Source organism: Actinotalea ferrariae, assembly GCF_019733465.1.
Lineage (GTDB): Bacteria > Actinomycetota > Actinomycetes > Actinomycetales > Cellulomonadaceae > Actinotalea > Actinotalea ferrariae_A.
This window is the reverse complement of the sequence record NZ_JACVQL010000188.1, coordinates 15529-31209: the sequence shown is the minus strand read 5'-3', so window position 1 is coordinate 31209 and position 15681 is coordinate 15529. Positions and strand designations below refer to the sequence as shown.

Here is a 15681-nt window from a genome sequence, read left to right as displayed (position 1 = left end):
GGCGCACCCGTGGCCGCGGGCCGCTCGGGCGCGGCCTCGCGCTGCGCGCTGCGCGAGGGGGCGGGCTCCGGCTCGGGCTCCGGCGCGGGCGGCGGGTCCGCCACCACGCTGATCGCCGGCACGTCGAAGGTCCACGCCGCGTCGACCGGCACGGTCACGGTCGGGGCGACGTCGAGCGCGGCGCGTGCCTGCGCGGTGAGCGACGTGGTGTCCACGGTGGGCAGCGAGGCCTGGTCCGTGGCCTGGCCGGCGCCGGCGGGCGAGGCGAGCATCGAGACCACGAGGCCCGACGTTCCTGCGACGGCTGCCGTGCGCCGTGCCGCGCCGGTGAGGTGGCGGGCGGCGAGGGCGGCGGCGTCGTCGAGCGGGGTGCGGGGCGCACCGACGGCGCGGTGGCGCGCTGCCTGCACAGGGGGCAAGGACGTGGGCTGACCAGTCGTGGGCACAGGACCTCCGGTCGCCTACGAGGTGAGCTGTCGGGTTCGGGCGGGAAGTGCGCCCGGCCGGACGAGTCCGGCTTCACCCCGAGGACCCCGAGCCGTGAGGCCCGGCGCCCGGGAAACGGTGGTTCCCCCGCTCCTGCCGGCGGTTCGTGCTCGACCCTCGGCGGTGGCAGGACTCGGCGGTCCGCGTCGGGTGCTCCCTGGGGGAGGAGCGCGCCCACTGTACGGCGCTCGGGAGCCGGATGTCACGAACCGGTCACGACGCGTCGTCGGGGCGCCGCGGGCGCACGCAGGTCACGAGCCGGACGCCACGACGCGAGCTCCCGGCACAGGCGGTCGCAGGTGGCGTGACTCCATTTCACCCGTCCCGATGACCACGGTGACGCCCGACACCCTCAAGACCCCCGGGAGCCCGGTCGATGCAAGATCGGTGGCCGCCTCCGCGGGGCCGTCGGGCGATGCCGCCCAGGTCATCGCACCGACGACAGAAGGGGAGCCCGTGAGAAGCGCTGCACGAGGGTGGACCGGCTCGCTGCCGTCCGCGCTGCCCTGGGCCGTCCTGGCCGTCGGCGCGACGACGACGCTCTTCATGCCCGGGACGGAGGAGGACCCCGCGATCCGCAGCACGCTCGTCGTGACGCTGTCGGTCTTCTTCGCGGTCCTGCTCGGCCGCCTCCTGCTCGTCGCGCGCCGCGAGCGGCACCGGCGCGTGCCGCTCGTCGTGCTCGCCGGCGCCATCGGCCTGTGGGCCGTCGGGAGCGCGAGCGTGAGCCTCGGGCAGACCGTCGGCGCGGTGACGTTCCCCGCCCCCGGCGAGATCCTGTGCCTGGCCTCCTACGTCGGGCTGGCGGCCTTCCTGCTGCTCGACGCGCGGCGCCGGCCGACGACGACCGCGGCCGTGTGGCTCGAGGCGGCCGTGATCTGCGGGGCGAGCGTGTGCCTCGCCGCGTTCGCCGTGCTGACGCCGCTCTCGGGCGCGTTCGCCGCGGGCGGGCTCACGCTGCTGCTCGCGATCCTCTTCCCGCTCATGAACCTGCTGCTCGCGGCGCTCGTGCTCGCCCAGGCGCTGCTGCACCAGCGGGCGCGGACGCGCCGCACGCTCGCGCTCATGGCCGGCTTCGTCGGCCTCGCGGTCGCGGACTGCACGTTCATCGTCGCGATCGTGACGACGCAGACGTACTCGGCGAGCCTCACGATGGACGCCCTCTGGGGTGGCAGCTTCGCGCTGGTCGTCGGCGCGGCGTGCGCACCGCGCGGTCCTGAGGTCGCCGGTCCGGCGCCCCGCCCCGCGGGAGCCGTCCTCGTCACGGGCGCGGCGCTCGCCGTCGTCCTCCTCGTGCTCGACCCGGCCGGCGCCGTCGGCTGGGTGATCAAGGGCTTCGCCATCGCGACCTTGCTGACGGCCGGTGCGCGCACCGTGCTCGCGCTCAACGAGGCGCGCGGTGCGGCGGAGGCCCTCCGCCTGTCCCTCACCGACGAGCTCACGGGCCTGCCGAACCGGAGGGCGCTCGTGGCCGCCGGTGACGACGCGCTGCGCCGGGGCCGGCCCGTCGGCGTGATGCTGCTCGACGTCGACGGCTTCAAGGACATCAACGACAGCCTGGGCCACTCGGTCGGCGACGACGTGCTGGTGACGCTCGGTCACCGGCTGCGCGCCACGCTCGACGCGAAGGTCGTGGTGGCCCGCCTCGGTGGCGACGAGTTCGCGGTGCTCGCCGAACAGCGCGAGGTGCTCGCGCTGTTCGACCTGGCGCAGCAGGTGCGCACTGCGCTGGCATCACCGCTGCGCGTCGCGGGCATGGACCTCATCCTCGACGCCTCCGTCGGCATCGCGACGCGCGAGGACGACACGGCGTCGGCGACCGAGCTGCTCCGGCGCGCCGACATCGCGATGTACGAGGCGAAGCAGGCGCGCTGCGGCGTCCTGCTGTTCGACTCCTCGCAGGACGGCGTCGCGGCGCACCGGCTGCGCCAGGGCGAGGCGCTGCGAGCCGGCATCGCGTCCGGCCAGCTCGTCGTCTGGTACCAGCCCCAGATCGACGCGCGGACGCGCCAGGTGGTCGCGGTCGAGGCGCTCGTGCGCTGGGCGCACCCCACCGACGGGCTGCTCTCGCCCGTCTCGTTCCTCCCGGACGCGCGCCGGTCGGGCCTCATGGGGCCCTTGACGGAGACCGTCATGCGCCAGGTCATCGCGGACACCCTGCGCTGGCGCGCGGCCGGCCTGACCTTCCGCGTCGCGATGAACTGGGCGCCGCCCGAGCTCGTCGGCGGCGCGCTGCTGCCCAAGCTGTTCGAGGCGCTCGACGAGTCCGGCCTGCCCGCCGACTGCCTGCTCATCGAGGTGACCGAGGACTCGTTCCTCGCCGACCCCGAGCGGGCCCGCGCGGCGCTGCACCAGCTGCGGGCGCACGGCGTCGGCGTCTCGATCGACGACTACGGGACCGGGTTCTCCTCGCTCGCCTACCTGCGCGACCTGCCGGTCGAGGAGCTCAAGATGGACCGCTCGTTCGTGCGCGCGGTCGCCACCGACGAGCGCAGCCGGATGATCGTCCAGTCGACCACGCAGATGGCGCGTGCCCTCGGGCTGCGCCTGGTCGCCGAGGGCGTCGAGGACCACGGCGCCGCGACGCACCTCGTCCCGCTCGGCGTCGACGTGCTGCAGGGGTACCACATCGGGCGACCCATGCCGGCGCAGGCGATCGACCCGTGGGTGCGCGAGTGGGCCCTGGGCACCGCCGTCGTGCCGCACCCCCACGCCCCGCAGGAGCGCTGACGCCCTCGGACGGTCAGGCCAGGACGCGGGCCGGCGTGAGGGCGGCGAGGTCGCGCGTGTCGCGCGACGTCCACCGGTCCGCGCGGAGCCGGAACTCGTCGAACGGCGGCACGTCGACCCCGTCGAGGCCGATGCCGAGCGTCACGAGGCGGTGCGCGTCCGGGAACCGGGAGCGCTGCGCCGCGAGCGTGGGTGCGCACAGGGTGTAGACCGGCGTGCTCGCCGCGGAGCCGAGGTACGGCGCCGTCGTCGTCCCGGGCAGCGCCCGGCTCGTCAGCCCGACCGAGCCGAGCATCCGGCGCACGCGCTCGTCCAGCACCGCGACGTACGCGGACATCGCGTTCGCGCGGCACACCGTGATGAGCCCGTGGTAGAGCGCGACCGCGAGCCGCTGCCCGAGGGCGCCCGCGTCGCGGCGGACCCCGAGCGTCGCCACCTCCCACGTCGTCGCCATGTCGAGGCCGGCCGCCACGGCGGACCGCCGGCCGTCGACGCTCCACGGCTCGCGCTCGAGCTCGACGAGGGTCTTGAGCCCCGCCCGCCCGCCGGGCGGGAGGAGGCGAACCGCGCCGACGACGTCGTCGCCGGCCGCGACGACGAGGAAGACGGAGTCCGCGTCGTAGGGGCCGTACTCCTCGTCGAGCTCGTCGCGGCTGTTGCCGTAGACGGTGCGGAAGACGTCGGCCTCGCAGTCGAGCGCCGACTCGCGCAGCGCCCCCTCGACGTCGAAGAGCATCCGGACCGGTGCCGACATCAGAACTCCTTGTGGACGACCGTGGGAGCGTCGAAGTAGGCGCGCGTGAACTCCACGACCGCGTCGACCGAGAACGGCTTGCACGCGTAGATGTCGACGCTGAAGAAGAGGTCCGGCTCGTCCCACGCGTAGAAGTGCGCGCCCGACGTCTCCCAGTGGATCCAGCCCGCCCAGCCGTAGAGGGGCGACTGGTGCGTCGCGGGCTCCATGAGCGCGACCATGTCGATCTCCTTGGACAGCCGCGAGAGGTAGTCGCGGATGGCGTCGGCGCTGATGGGCTCCCGGCACAGGCCCTCGACGACGAGTCGCTGGCGGCAGATGGTGGGGGCGAGGTCGAGCACGGGGAAGCTCCTCAGGTGGGGGGATCGCACCAGTATGCGGTCGCCCCGACGCCGGACCTGGGCCTCCGGTCACCCGATCAGCTCTTGTCATCGGGTGAGAGTCACGCAGGGTCACGGTGCCCGTGCCGCCGTGTGGGTGAGGCGGCACCACGGCAGACTCGCGGCATGCGCGAGCTCGTCGTCCTCGGCACCGCCTCCCAGGTGCCCACGCGCACCCGCAACCACAACGGGTACCTCCTGCGGTGGGACGCCGAGGGCCTCCTCCTCGACCCGGGCGAGGGCACGCAGCGCCAGATGCTGCTCGCTGGCGTCCCGTCGTCGGCGGTGCACCGGATCTGCCTCACGCACGTCCACGGCGACCACTGCTACGGCCTCCCCGGCGTGCTGTCCCGCATGGTGCTCGACGGCGTGGAGCACCCGGTGCACCTGCACTACCCGGCCGAGGGGGAGGACGTCGTCCGCGCGCTCGTCGCGCTCGCCACGCCGGGGCTGGACCTCCACCTGCACCCGCACGGCGCCGACGGCGCGGTCGCCGAGGGCCTCGAGGTCCGCGCGCTCCGGCACCGGGTCGCGGCCTTCGGCTACCGCGTCGTCGAGCCGGACGGGCGGACCCTGCTCCCCGAGCGCCTCGCGCGGGCGGGCGTCGAGGGACCGGCCGTCGGTGAGCTGCAGCGCGCCGGTCGGGTGGGTCGCGTCCGGCTCGAGGACGTCAGCGTGCCGCGCCGCGGCCAGCGCTTCGCGATCGTCATGGACACGGCCGAGTGCGAAGGGGCCGAGGACCTCGCCCAGGACGCCGACCTGCTCCTCGCGGAGAGCACCTACGCCGACGACGACGTCGAGCTCGCGCGGGCCTACCTGCACCTCACCGCGGGGCAGGCCGGGGCCCTCGCGGCCGCGGGCGGCGCCCGGCGGCTGGTCCTGACGCACTTCTCGTCCCGGTACGCGGACCTCGCGCCGCTCGAGGTGCAGGCGCACGCACGGGCCGGCGACGCCGACGTCGTCGCGGCCTCGGACCTCGACCGGTACCTGCTGCCGCGACGCCGGGCGACCGCCTGACGTCGCGGCACGAGGTACCGGCGATCGGCCGCGTCCGGTCAGGCCTTGGGCCCACCCGCGACGTAGATCACCTGGCCCGACACGTACGACGCCTCGTCCGAGCACAGGAACGAGGCGACCGCCGCGACGTCCTCGGGCCGGCCGGCGCGGCGCACGGGCACGTCGGCCGTGGCCTCCGCGAGGAAGTCCTCGAACGACCGGCCGAGCCGCTCGGCCGTCGCCCGGAGCATGTCGGTCGCGATGATGCCGGGGGCGATCGCGTTCGCGGTGACGCCGAAGGGACCGAGCTCGATGGCGAGCGTCTTGGTGAACCCCTGGATCCCGGCCTTGGCCGCGGCGTAGTTCGCCTGACCGCGGTGCCCGAGCGCGGACGTGCTGGACAGGTTCACGACGCGTCCCCACCGCGCCTCGACCTGGTGCCGCTGCACGGCGCGGCTCATGAGGAAGGCGCCGCGCAGGTGCACCGAGATGACCGCGTCCCAGGCGTCGTCCGTCATCCGGAACAGCAGGTCGTCGCGCAGGATGCCCGCGTTGTTGACCAGGACGGTCGGCGGTCCGAGCTCGGCGACGGCGCGCTCGACGGCCCGCTCGACGTCGGCCGTGACGGCGACGTCCGCCCCGATGCCGACGGCCCGGCCGCCCGCCTGCGTCACGGCCGCGACCGTGGCGGCGGTGTCCTCCTCGCGGAGGTCCACGACGGCGACGTCCATCCCGTCCGCCGCGAGCCTCGTCGCGATCGCGGCACCGATGCCGCGAGCCGCCCCGGTCACGACGGCGACGCGCCGGTCGCCGTCGGCATGGCTGGTCGTCCCGTGCTCGGCTCGTCCGTCCATGAGCTCCTCGTCCTCGCGCGCCCCGCCCCGTCGCGGGGACGCGCCCAGTGTGGTCCGTCACGGCGCGCGAGGGCACCACGCGAGTCCGGTGAGCCGTCCCTCTTGACCTGGTTCGTCCGGTCGGCTTGAGTGACGGCGTCATCGGTGACACGTGTCCACGAGAGGGATTCCCATGCGACCCAGCCGAACCAGACGGGCCCTCGCGGTGTCCCTCCTCGTGGCGCTCGCCGCCGGCGGGAGCGTCCTCGCCGGCCCCGCGCAGGCGGCCCCGAGCCCCAGCCGGAGCGCCTACACGACGATCCAGGCCGAGGACCACAACAGGATGGCCGGCGTCCAGCTCGAGCCGACGCAGGACCCGAGCGGGGGAGGGCAGAACGTCGGCTGGGCGGCGAACGGCGACTGGATCGCCTTCGACGGCGTCGACTTCGCGGCGGGCGGCAGCTCCGTCACGGCACGGGTCGCGTCGGCGGCGGGCATCAGCGGGCACGTCGAGATCCGCCTCGACGCGGTGAGCAACGCCCCGGTCGCGCGCATCCCCGTGAGCAGCACGGGCGGCTGGCAGAGCTGGGTCACACGGTCCGCGGCGATGACGACCACGACCGGCGTGCACACGGTGTACGTGCGGTTCTCGAGCGCGCAGGCCGGCGACTTCGTCAACCTCAACTGGCTCTCGTTCACCCGCGCCCCGGCGGTGCCGGTGCGGGACGCGTACCGGACGATCCAGGCGGAGAGCTTCTCCGCGCAGCAGGGCGTCCTGACGGAGCCGTCGGGCGACACCGACGGCACGCCGACGCTCTCGTACGTCGCCGGCGGGGACTGGACCCGCTACGACGGGGTCGGCTTCGGCACCGCCGGCGCGGGCCGGCTGGACGTGCGGGTCGCGTCGGGCGCGGCGGCAGGCGTCAGCGGCGCCATCTCCGTGCGCCTCGGCAGCACGACGGGCCGGGAGATCGCCCGCGTGACGGTCGCGCCGACGGGCGGCTGGCAGGCCTGGCGCACGCTCTCGGCGACGGTCGACGGCACGACGGGCACCCACGACGTGTACGTGCGCTTCGAGTCGGCGCAGCCGGCCGACTTCACGAACCTCAACTGGTTCACCTTCGTGCCGAGGTCCACCACGCCGCCGACGACGCCGCCCCCGACCACGAACCCGATCACGGGCCCGGCCCTGTTCGACGACTTCAGCTACACGAGCTCGTCCGACGCGCGTCTCGCCCAGCGCGGCTGGACCGTGCGCACCGGCGGCGGCGGCCCCGGCGTCGGCGCACCCGTGTGGGACCGCACCAAGGTGACGTTCCCTGCGATCCCCGGCGGTCAGGCCATGCAGCTCGACGCGTCGACGAACGGCTCGACGGCGCGCAACACCGAGGTGTACCACCAGCGCAAGTTCTTCGAGGGCACCTACGCGGCCCGCGTCTACTTCACGGACGCGCCCACGTACGGCCCCGACGGCGACCAGGTGAACCAGACCTTCTTCACCATCACCCCGCTCGCGTACGCGAACGACCCGCAGTACGGCGAGATCGACTTCGAGTACCTCTCCAACGGCGGCTGGGGGCAGTCCGGCCCGGCCATGTTCGAGACGACCTGGGAGACCTACCAGCCCGACCCGTGGGTCGCGCAGAACCAGCACAGCGTCCAGGCGCGCAGCTTCGCCGGGTGGCACGACCTCGTCATGCAGGTCTCGGGCGGCAGGGTCACCTTCTTCATCGACGGGACCCAGGTCGCGCAGCACGGCGGCGCCAACTACCCCGAGACGCCCATGTCCATCAACTTCAACCACTGGTTCATCGAGCTCACCGGCGGCAGCGCGGAGCGGAACTACCTCATGCAGGCCGACTACGTGCTGCACGCCAAGAACCAGGTGCTCAGCCCGGCGCAGGTGAACCAGGCGGTCGCCGCCTACCGCTCCGCCGGGGTGGCGCACACGGACACCGTCTGACCGGTGCGCGCCCGCGGACGACGGCGTCCGCGGGCGCGCACCGCCGCGCCATCTCGATCTGACGGGTGGATCAGGCCTGCTGCGCGCCCAGCCCGGCGGAGGTCCCCAGGTCGCTCTTGGGCAGGGGCCGTCCGGCGTGGACGGCCTCGACCCATGTCCCGGTGTCCGCGACGGCCGCGAAGTTCGAGTTCATGAGAACCATGAGGGTCGAGTGGACGGTCTTGGCGTCGACGAAGCCGGCGTCGTTGGCGAGGTGGATGGCGCCCGTCGCGTCGGAGAGCACCTCGGCGGAGATGCCGTGGGTCTCGGCCTCGGCAGCGGAGGCCAGGACGCAGTTGTTGGTCATGTAGCCGACGAGGGTGACGGTGTCGATCTCGCGCTCGCTCAGCCAGTCGACCAGATCGGTGCCGGCGAACACGGTGCCGTACTGCTTGACCACGGACTTCCAGCTCTCCGCGCGGCGGCTCTCGACCTCGGGGTGCAGCCGGAATCCGGGCAGGTTGGGGTTGAAGACGGGCGCCTCCTCACCCGCGAGGTGCTGCACGACGACCACGGGGATGCCGGCCGTGCCGGCGGCGTCGATGGCGCGTGCGATCTGCGGCAGGGACTCGCTCGTGGGCGGGTACTGGATCTCCAGCGGGCCGCCGAAGTAGTCCTGCTGCACGTCGACGACGACCAGTGCGCGGCGGGGGGTGACGCTCATCCGGATGATCTCTCCTCGGTCGGTGGTGTCTCGCGTCGAGGGCGACACGTCGAGTCTGGGGACGCCCTGAGCCGGAGACCACTGGCACGCGTGCACGCTTACGATGGTTTCGTGCCAACGGAGGACGACGCTCTCCAGATCGCGGTCTACGCGTTCGACGGCGTGACGATGTTCCATCTCGCCGTGCCGCAGCTGGTCTTCGACGAGGTGCGACGTCTCGGCCTCGCGCCGTGGCGGACGACGCTCTTCGCCGACCGCGCCGGGTCGGTCCGCACCGCCGAGGGCTACCGGATCGGTGGCGTCAGCGGGCCGGCAGCTGCTCGTGCGGCCGACGTGGTGGTCGTGCCGTCGTGGTTCGACGACGGCCGTCGCGTCGGCCCGGCGCTGCAGGAGGCGCTCCGAGCGGCGCGCGATCGAGGCGCGACGGTTGCCGGGTTGTGCCTGGGTGCGGTCGCCGTGGCGGACGCGGGCCTGCTGGCCGGCCGACGGGCGGTGACGCACTGGCAGGCGATGGACATGCTGTCGGCGCGCCACCCCGACGTCGCGATGGACGCGACGGTGCTGTACATCGACCACGGCGACGTGCTGACCTCGGCCGGGACCGCGTCGGCGATCGACGCGTGCCTGCACCTGGTCCGGAGCCGGCTCGGCGCGGTCGCGGCCAACCAGGTCGCGCGCGACCTGGTTGTGGCCCCGCACCGCGAGGGCGGGCAGGCCCAGTACGTCCAGCGCCCACTGCCTCCGCGGTCCACTGACGACCCGATCTCGCGGGTGATGGAGTGGGCCCTGCTCCATCTCGGCGAGCCGCTCACCGTGGACCAGCTGGCCGCCGCCGCTCACATGAGCCGACGATCCTTCATCCGCGCGTTCGGGACGTCGACGGGCACCACGCCGGCCGCCTGGCTGAGGTCCCGGCGGCTGGACGACGCCCGCCGCATGCTGGAGTCCACCGACCTCCCCGTCGACCAGGTGGCCGCCACGTGCGGGTTCGGCAGCGCGGTCACGCTGCGCCAGAGCTTCGCCGCCGCATTCGGCACCTCGCCGTCGGAGTACCGCCGCCGTTTCGACGCCCGCTGAGCTTCGGGCCGGCCCGGGAGCAGCCCGGCCGCGATGCAGAAGGCCCCGGTCGGATCGCTCCGACCAGGGCCTTTGTGTGTGGGCGATACTGGGATCGAACCAGTGACCTCTTCCGTGTCAGGGAAGCGCGCTACCGCTGCGCCAATCGCCCTTACTGGTACTGCACGTGCGTGTACTGCTCATGCCTTGCTGGTGCGTGCGAGGTGGAGACGGGATTCGAACCCGTGTGGACGGCTTTGCAGGCCGCTGCCTCGCCTCTCGGCCACTCCACCGTTAAGGCTCCTGCCCACGTCCCGGGCGCCGGGCCCGTCACGGGATGTCGCCTCCGAGCGGACGACGGGATTCGAACCCGCGACCCTCACCTTGGCAAGGTGATGCTCTACCACTGAGCCACGTCCGCGCAGCACGTCCCCCGGGTCTCCCCGGCGCCGTGTGCGTCCCGAACTCTAACCGACCGCTGCGACGAGAGTCCAACCGGCTCCTGGGAGCGTGTCGCGGCTACCGTGAGCCGGTGCTCGACGACCCCTCGACCCCGGTGCCCACGCGCCACGGCGTCGCGCGCGGCGTCGCCCGGTTCGCGGGTGTGCGCGCGTCGGAGCCGGTGGAGTGCGTCGACCTGCGGGTGCAGCCCGAGCGCCTGGCCACGGGGTTCTGGGTCGTCGTCGGCGATTTCGAGGGCCGGGTCCGTGCCTGGCGGTTCGCCCGCGTCGACCGTGACGCGGACCGCGTGCGCTCTCTCGACGGTGCGGTGGGCGAGGCCTTCGTCCCCGGCGACGACGCCGGTGCGACGTGGCGTGGACCCGAGCCCGACAGCTGGCGCTCGACGACGTCGCGCGACGCGTACGAGGCGGGTGTGGCCGACATCCGCGCGCGCATCCGCGAGGGCGACGTCTACCAGGTCAACCTCTGCCGGGTGCTCGAGGCGCCGCTCGCCGGCCCCGACGGCGCGGAGCCGTCCGCCCTCGCGCTGGCAGTCGCGCTGGGCCGCGGCAACCCCGCACCCCATGCCGGCGTCGTGCACGTGCCCGCCGGGGGCGACCTGCCGCCGATCTGGGTGGTCTCCGCGTCGCCCGAGCTCTACCTCCGTGTCGCCGACGGCGTCGCCACGTCCGGCCCGATCAAGGGCACCGCCCCGACGGCCGACGGGCTGACGGAGAAGGACCGCGCGGAGAACGTCATGATCGCGGACATGGTCCGCAACGACCTGCAGCGCGTGTGCGAGCCCGGCTCGGTCGAGGTGACGGCCCTCCTGGCGGTCGAGCAGCACCCCGGGCTGGTGCATCTCGTGACGCGGGTCCAGGGTCGGCTGCGGCCGGGCCGGGGCTGGGGCGACCTGCTCGACGCGACCTACCCGCCCGCCTCCGTCTCGGGCGCGCCCAAGCACGCGGCGCTCGGCGTCATCGACGAGCTCGAGCCGTCGGCGCGCGGGCCGTACTGCGGGGCCTTCGGCTGGGTCGACGGCGACAGCGGCACAGCCGAGCTCGCGGTCGCCATCCGGACGTTCTGGTGGACGGCCGACGGTGCGGGCCACGAGGCGGGCGACGGCACGGGTGACCGGCGGGGTGGCGGCACCCTGCGGTTCGGCACGGGCGCCGGCGTGACGTGGGGGAGCGACCCGGCGTCCGAGTGGGCGGAGACCGAGCTCAAGGCCGCGCGCCTCGTCGCCCTCGCGAGCGGCGCGCCGGTGCCGGCGGGTGCCCCCGGTCCAGGGCGACGGGACCGATGATGGGTCGACCCCCGGGCGGCGCCGTGCCGACCGGGGCGCGAGGAGCGCATCGAGCGCGAGGAGGAGACCGATGAGCGACCTGGCCGTGTGGGCCGACGGGCGGCTGCGCGACGCGGCGGAGCCCGTCCTGAGTGCCGTCGACCACGGGGTCACGGTGGGCGACGGCGTGTTCGAGACGTGCGGGGTCGTCCGCGGGTCGGCCTTCGCGCTCACGCGTCACCTCGCGCGGCTGGTCCGCTCGGCGCGCGGGCTCGGGCTCGAGGAGCCCGACCTCGACGCGGTCCGGACGGGCGTCGACGCGGTGCTCGCCGAGCGACCGGGCGCGGGCCGGGTGCGGATCACGGTGACCGCCGGCCTCGGGCCGCTCGGCTCCGGCCGGACCCCCGGGGCGCAGACGGTGCTCGTCGTGGCCGGTCCCGCCGCGCCGCCCGCCCCGGTGCGTCTCGCACGCGTCCCGTGGACGCGCAACGAGGGCTCGGCCGTCGCGGGGCTCAAGACGACGTCGTACGCGGAGAACGTCGTCGCGCTCGGTGCGGCGACACGGCAGGGCGCCGACGAGGCGGTCCTGGCCAACACGCGCGGCGCTCTGTGCGAGGGGACGGGCAGCAACGTGTTCGTCGAGCGGGGCGGCGAGCTGCTCACCCCGGAGCTCGGCAGCGGGTGCCTGGCGGGCATCACGCGCGAGCTGGTGCTCGAGTGGTCCGCCGAGGCCGGCCTGCCCGTGCGCGAGGCGTCGGCCGAGGAGCTGCCCTACGCGGCGCTCGACGGCGCGCTCACGGGCGACGCCCACCTCGCGATCAGCGGCTCGGTCCGCACGTTCGTCCCCGTGGTCGCGCTCGACGGGCAGGCGGTGCCGGTGGGGCCCCTGACGGAGCGCGTCGCGGCGCTGTACCGGGAGCGCGAGGCGCTCGACGTCGACCCCTGACGTCGCGTCGACGTCTCGACGTCGCGTCGTTCGGGCGCGGGGGAGCCCCGACCGCGCGGGCGGTCGGGGCGTGCGTGCTCAGGTGTCAAGCGGGCTCAGGTGTTGAGCAGGTTCAGGCGTCGGGCGGCCTCAGGCGTCGAGGAGCGTGACGATGAGGCGCGAGATCTCGTCCTCCATGCGCGGGCTCTCGGACCCGAACGGGACGAGGGCGACCGTGGCGGCGATGAAGCGGACGAACGGCTCGGCGGGCCCGGCGAGGAGCGCGTCACCCTCGACGCCGCTGAGCGAGACGAGCAGGTACGTCGGGTCCTCGTCGCGCCAGATGCGCACGTCCCCCGTGCCGGCCGGGGCGGACGCGTCCGCGAGCACGCCGTGCGCGATGAGCTCGCGGCCGATGAGCCACGTCGAGGTGGAGTGCGCGCCGACGAAGGCCACGCGGACCGTGTAGGGGTCGGCAGCCTCGAAGCTCAGCTCCGCCTTGACCGGCAGCACGCTCGCGTCGGAGAGCACGAGGTGCATCGGGACGACCTCCCGGACGTCCCTGACTGGTCCTGCCATGGCCACACCCCTCTCCGTCATGTCGCGACCAGTGGCTCGTCGTGCTGCTGCCGGCGGCGGTCCCGAGAGCCGGGTTTCGGCTTTCGGCTGTCCATTCGCTAGCATCATCGCGTCGTCATGAGGTGCTCCCCGAGCACCACGCCGAATGACGGGCGATTGGCTCAGTGGTAGAGCGCCTCGTTCACACCGAGGAGGTCACTGGTTCGAACCCAGTATCGCCCACCTGATAGGCCCAAGGTCATCCCCCAAACGGGCGGATCCGTGCCAAGTCGGTCGCACCGACCGCAGCGACACCGCAGGTCAGCGGCAGGTCAGCGCCATGGTGAACGCTTACCAGCGGCCCCCGACGACGGATCTCGTGGTGTCCAGGGTCACCCGGTTGGAGCAGCGCTCCCGGGGCCCCGCCTCCCGCCCTGTGAGACCGGCTCGCCGACCACGTGACGTGCCGTGGCCGTGCGCCTGTGGGCCGCTCGGTAGCATCGACGGGCCGACCACCCCGAGGAGCAACGCCCGTGCCACAGATCACCCTGACCGTCGACGGCGTCCAGCGAAGCGTGGACGAGGGGACGACGGGTGCCGACCTGTTCACGGGGCGCCGCGACGTCGTCGTCGTCCGGGTCGACGGTGAGCTGCGGGACCTCGCTGCCCCGGTGCCCGACGGCGCGTCCGTCGAGGCCGTGACGCTCGCCGAGCCCGACGGTCTGTCGGTGCTCCGGCACTCGGCCGCGCACGTGCTCGCGCAGGCCGTCCAGGAGGTCAACCCGGCCGCGAGGCTCGGCATCGGGCCGCCCATCACCGACGGGTTCTACTACGACTTCGACGTCGAGCAGCCGTTCACCCCTGAGGACCTCAAGGCGCTCGAGAAGGTGATGCAGCGCATCGTCAAGGAGGGCCAGACCTTCCGGCGGTGGGACGTCACCGAGGACGAGGCGCGCGCGGAGCTCGCCGACGAGCCGTACAAGCTCGAGCTCATCGGCCTCAAGGGCACCGCGGAGACGGCGGGGGAGGGCGCCTCGGTCGAGGTCGGCCTCGGCGGGCTGTCGATCTACCAGAACGTGAAGCGGGACGGCTCGGTCGCGTGGCAGGACCTGTGCCGCGGCCCGCACCTGCCCAGCACCAGGCTGCTCGGGAACGGGTTCCAGCTGACCCGCTCGGCCGCCGCCTACTGGCGCGGCTCGGAGAAGAACCCGCAGCTGCAGCGGGTCTACGGCACGGCGTGGGCCACGAAGGACGAGCTCCGCGCGCACCTCGAGCGCCTCGCCGAGGCCGAGCGACGCGACCACCGGCGCCTCGGGAACGAGCTCGACCTGTTCTCGTTCCCGGACGAGATCGGCTCGGGCCTGGCCGTCTTCCACCCACGCGGCGGCATCATCCGCATGGAGATGGAGGACTACTCCCGCAGGCGGCACGTCGAGGCCGGCTACTCCTTCGTCAACAGCCCCCACATCACCAAGGAGCGGCTCTTCCAGCTCTCGGGGCACCTGGACTGGTACGCGGACGGCATGTACCCGCCCATGCACCTCGACGAGGAGCTGGACGACGAGGGCAACGTGCGGCGCGCGGGGCAGAACTACTACCTCAAGCCGATGAACTGCCCGATGCACAACCTCATCTTCCGTGCGCGCGGGCGCTCCTACCGCGAGCTGCCGCTGCGGCTGTTCGAGTTCGGCACCGTCTACCGGTACGAGAAGTCCGGCGTCGTGCACGGCATGACGCGGGCCCGGGGCTTCACCCAGGACGACGCGCACATCTACTGCACGCGCGAGCAGATGCGTGACGAGCTGACGAGCCTGCTCGAGTTCGTCCTCGGCCTGCTCAAGGACTACGGGCTGACCGACTTCTACCTCGAGCTGTCGACCCGCAACCCGGAGAAGTCCGTGGGCTCGGACGACGCGTGGGACGAGGCGACGCGGACGCTCGAGGAGGTCGCGACCGCGTCGGGCCTCGAGCTCGTGCCGGACCCGGGCGGCGCGGCGTTCTACGGCCCCAAGATCTCCGTCCAGGCGAAGGACGCCATCGGCCGCACGTGGCAGATGTCGACCATCCAGCTCGACTTCAACCTGCCCGAGCTCTTCGAGCTCGAGTACACCGCGCCGGACGGCTCGCGGCAGCGTCCCGTGATGATCCACCGTGCGCTCTTCGGCTCCATCGAGCGGTTCTTCGCCGTGCTGACCGAGCACTACGCGGGCGCCTTCCCGGCGTGGCTCGCGCCCGTGCAGGTCGTCGCGGTGCCCGTGGCCGAGCCGTTCAACGACTACCTGGGCGACGTCGTCGCGCGCCTGCGCAGCGCGGGCATCCGCGCCGAGGTGGACGTCTCCGACGACCGGTTCGGCAAGAAGATCCGCACGGCCAGCACCCAGAAGGTGCCGTTCGTGCTCATCGCCGGCGGCGAGGACGTCGAGGCCGGTGCCGTCTCCTTCCGGTACCGCGACGGACGGCAGGAGAACGGCGTCGCGGTGGACGAGGCCGTCGAGCGCATCGTCGAGGCGGTCCGCACGCGAGCCCAGGTCTGACGTGGCGGACGCGCACGAGCAGACCGGCGGGGCGAGC

At 73.7% G+C, this 15681-nt stretch carries 12 protein-coding genes, 4 tRNA genes, 1 pseudogene and 1 riboswitch; of the genes and pseudogenes, 8 read left to right on the top strand and 9 right to left on the bottom strand.

Going from position 1 to position 15681, the window contains the following annotated elements:
* Nucleotides 1-419 (bottom strand): annotated as a pseudogene (locus tag ICW40_RS14740) (glycoside hydrolase); the annotation flags it as partial.
* Nucleotides 420-444: 25 nt separating this feature from the next.
* Nucleotides 445-598, bottom strand: a riboswitch (cyclic di-AMP (ydaO/yuaA leader).
* 344 nt (nt 599-942) lie between these two features.
* Between ICW40_RS14740 and ICW40_RS14735 the strand changes: the two are divergent.
* Nucleotides 943-3216: a putative bifunctional diguanylate cyclase/phosphodiesterase gene (locus ICW40_RS14735; protein ID WP_221654768.1), complete on the top strand. Its 2274-nt coding sequence runs from the start codon at nt 943-945 to the stop codon at nt 3214-3216.
* Between the two features lie 13 nt (nt 3217-3229).
* Here the strand turns inward: ICW40_RS14735 and ICW40_RS14730 are convergent, their stop codons facing one another.
* Both ICW40_RS14730 and ICW40_RS14725 read right to left on the bottom strand, forming a co-directional pair.
* Entirely contained in the window at nt 3230-3970 is a 741-nt protein-coding gene (locus tag ICW40_RS14730) for a hypothetical protein (RefSeq protein ID WP_221654767.1), read from the bottom strand.
* Nucleotides 3970-4311 carry an S-adenosylmethionine decarboxylase gene (locus ICW40_RS14725; RefSeq protein WP_221654766.1) on the bottom strand — a complete coding sequence of 114 codons (342 nt, stop codon included), beginning with the start codon at nt 4309-4311 and terminating at the stop codon, nt 3970-3972. The genes ICW40_RS14730 and ICW40_RS14725 overlap by 1 nt, the downstream gene beginning before the upstream one ends.
* 165 nt (nt 4312-4476) lie before the next feature.
* On the opposite strand from ICW40_RS14725, the gene ICW40_RS14720 reads away from it, so the two are divergent.
* A complete protein-coding gene (locus ICW40_RS14720; protein WP_221654765.1) occupies nt 4477-5367 on the top strand; it encodes a ribonuclease Z in 891 nt (296 codons plus the stop codon).
* A 38-nt stretch (nt 5368-5405) separates the two neighbouring features.
* On the opposite strand, the gene fabG is transcribed toward ICW40_RS14720, so the two are convergent.
* The gene (gene fabG, locus ICW40_RS14715) at nt 5406-6200 is read right to left on the bottom strand and encodes a 3-oxoacyl-ACP reductase FabG (protein WP_221654764.1); all 795 of its coding nucleotides are present in this window, start codon (nt 6198-6200) and stop codon (nt 5406-5408) included.
* A gap of 172 nt (nt 6201-6372) precedes the next feature.
* Between fabG and ICW40_RS14710 the strand changes: the two genes are divergently transcribed.
* Nucleotides 6373-8142, top strand: coding sequence for a carbohydrate-binding protein (locus tag ICW40_RS14710; RefSeq protein WP_221654763.1), 1770 nt, complete (start codon nt 6373-6375; stop codon nt 8140-8142).
* 70 nt (nt 8143-8212) lie between these two features.
* On the opposite strand, the gene ICW40_RS14705 is transcribed toward ICW40_RS14710, so the two are convergent.
* Nucleotides 8213-8845 carry an isochorismatase family protein gene (locus tag ICW40_RS14705; RefSeq protein ID WP_221654762.1) on the bottom strand — a complete coding sequence of 211 codons (633 nt, stop codon included), beginning with the start codon at nt 8843-8845 and terminating at the stop codon, nt 8213-8215.
* Nucleotides 8846-8956: 111 nt separating this feature from the next.
* Here ICW40_RS14705 and ICW40_RS14700 point away from each other — a divergent pair, with 111 nt between their 5' ends.
* A complete protein-coding gene (locus ICW40_RS14700) occupies nt 8957-9922 on the top strand; it encodes a GlxA family transcriptional regulator (RefSeq protein ID WP_308121824.1) in 966 nt (321 codons plus the stop codon).
* Nucleotides 9923-10001: 79 nt separating this feature from the next.
* On the opposite strand, the gene ICW40_RS14695 is transcribed toward ICW40_RS14700, so the two are convergent.
* The 3 genes from ICW40_RS14695 to ICW40_RS14685 all read right to left on the bottom strand — a co-directional run bounded on the left by ICW40_RS14695 (nt 10002) and on the right by ICW40_RS14685 (nt 10322).
* A tRNA-Val gene (locus ICW40_RS14695) sits at nt 10002-10073 on the bottom strand.
* Nucleotides 10074-10123: 50 nt separating this feature from the next.
* Nucleotides 10124-10194, bottom strand: a tRNA-Cys gene (locus ICW40_RS14690).
* Between the two features lie 56 nt (nt 10195-10250).
* Nucleotides 10251-10322, bottom strand: a tRNA-Gly gene (locus tag ICW40_RS14685).
* Between the two features lie 111 nt (nt 10323-10433).
* On the opposite strand from ICW40_RS14685, the gene ICW40_RS14680 reads away from it, so the two are divergent.
* Together ICW40_RS14680 and ICW40_RS14675 are read left to right on the top strand one after the other, a co-directional pair.
* The gene (locus ICW40_RS14680) at nt 10434-11648 is read left to right on the top strand and encodes a chorismate-binding protein (protein ID WP_221654761.1); all 1215 of its coding nucleotides are present in this window, start codon (nt 10434-10436) and stop codon (nt 11646-11648) included.
* Nucleotides 11649-11718: 70 nt separating this feature from the next.
* Nucleotides 11719-12573 carry an aminotransferase class IV gene (locus ICW40_RS14675; protein ID WP_221654760.1) on the top strand — a complete coding sequence of 285 codons (855 nt, stop codon included), beginning with the start codon at nt 11719-11721 and terminating at the stop codon, nt 12571-12573.
* A 129-nt stretch (nt 12574-12702) separates the two neighbouring features.
* Here ICW40_RS14675 and ICW40_RS14670 read toward each other — a convergent pair whose 3' ends face one another.
* Nucleotides 12703-13131, bottom strand: coding sequence for an SsgA family sporulation/cell division regulator (locus ICW40_RS14670; protein ID WP_221654759.1), 429 nt, complete (start codon nt 13129-13131; stop codon nt 12703-12705).
* A gap of 150 nt (nt 13132-13281) precedes the next feature.
* Here ICW40_RS14670 and ICW40_RS14665 point away from each other — a divergent pair.
* A tRNA-Val gene (locus ICW40_RS14665) sits at nt 13282-13353 on the top strand.
* A gap of 290 nt (nt 13354-13643) precedes the next feature.
* The gene (thrS, locus tag ICW40_RS14660; protein ID WP_221654758.1) at nt 13644-15644 is read left to right on the top strand and encodes a threonine--tRNA ligase; all 2001 of its coding nucleotides are present in this window, start codon (nt 13644-13646) and stop codon (nt 15642-15644) included.
* The last annotated feature ends 37 nt before the right edge of the window (nt 15645-15681 follow it).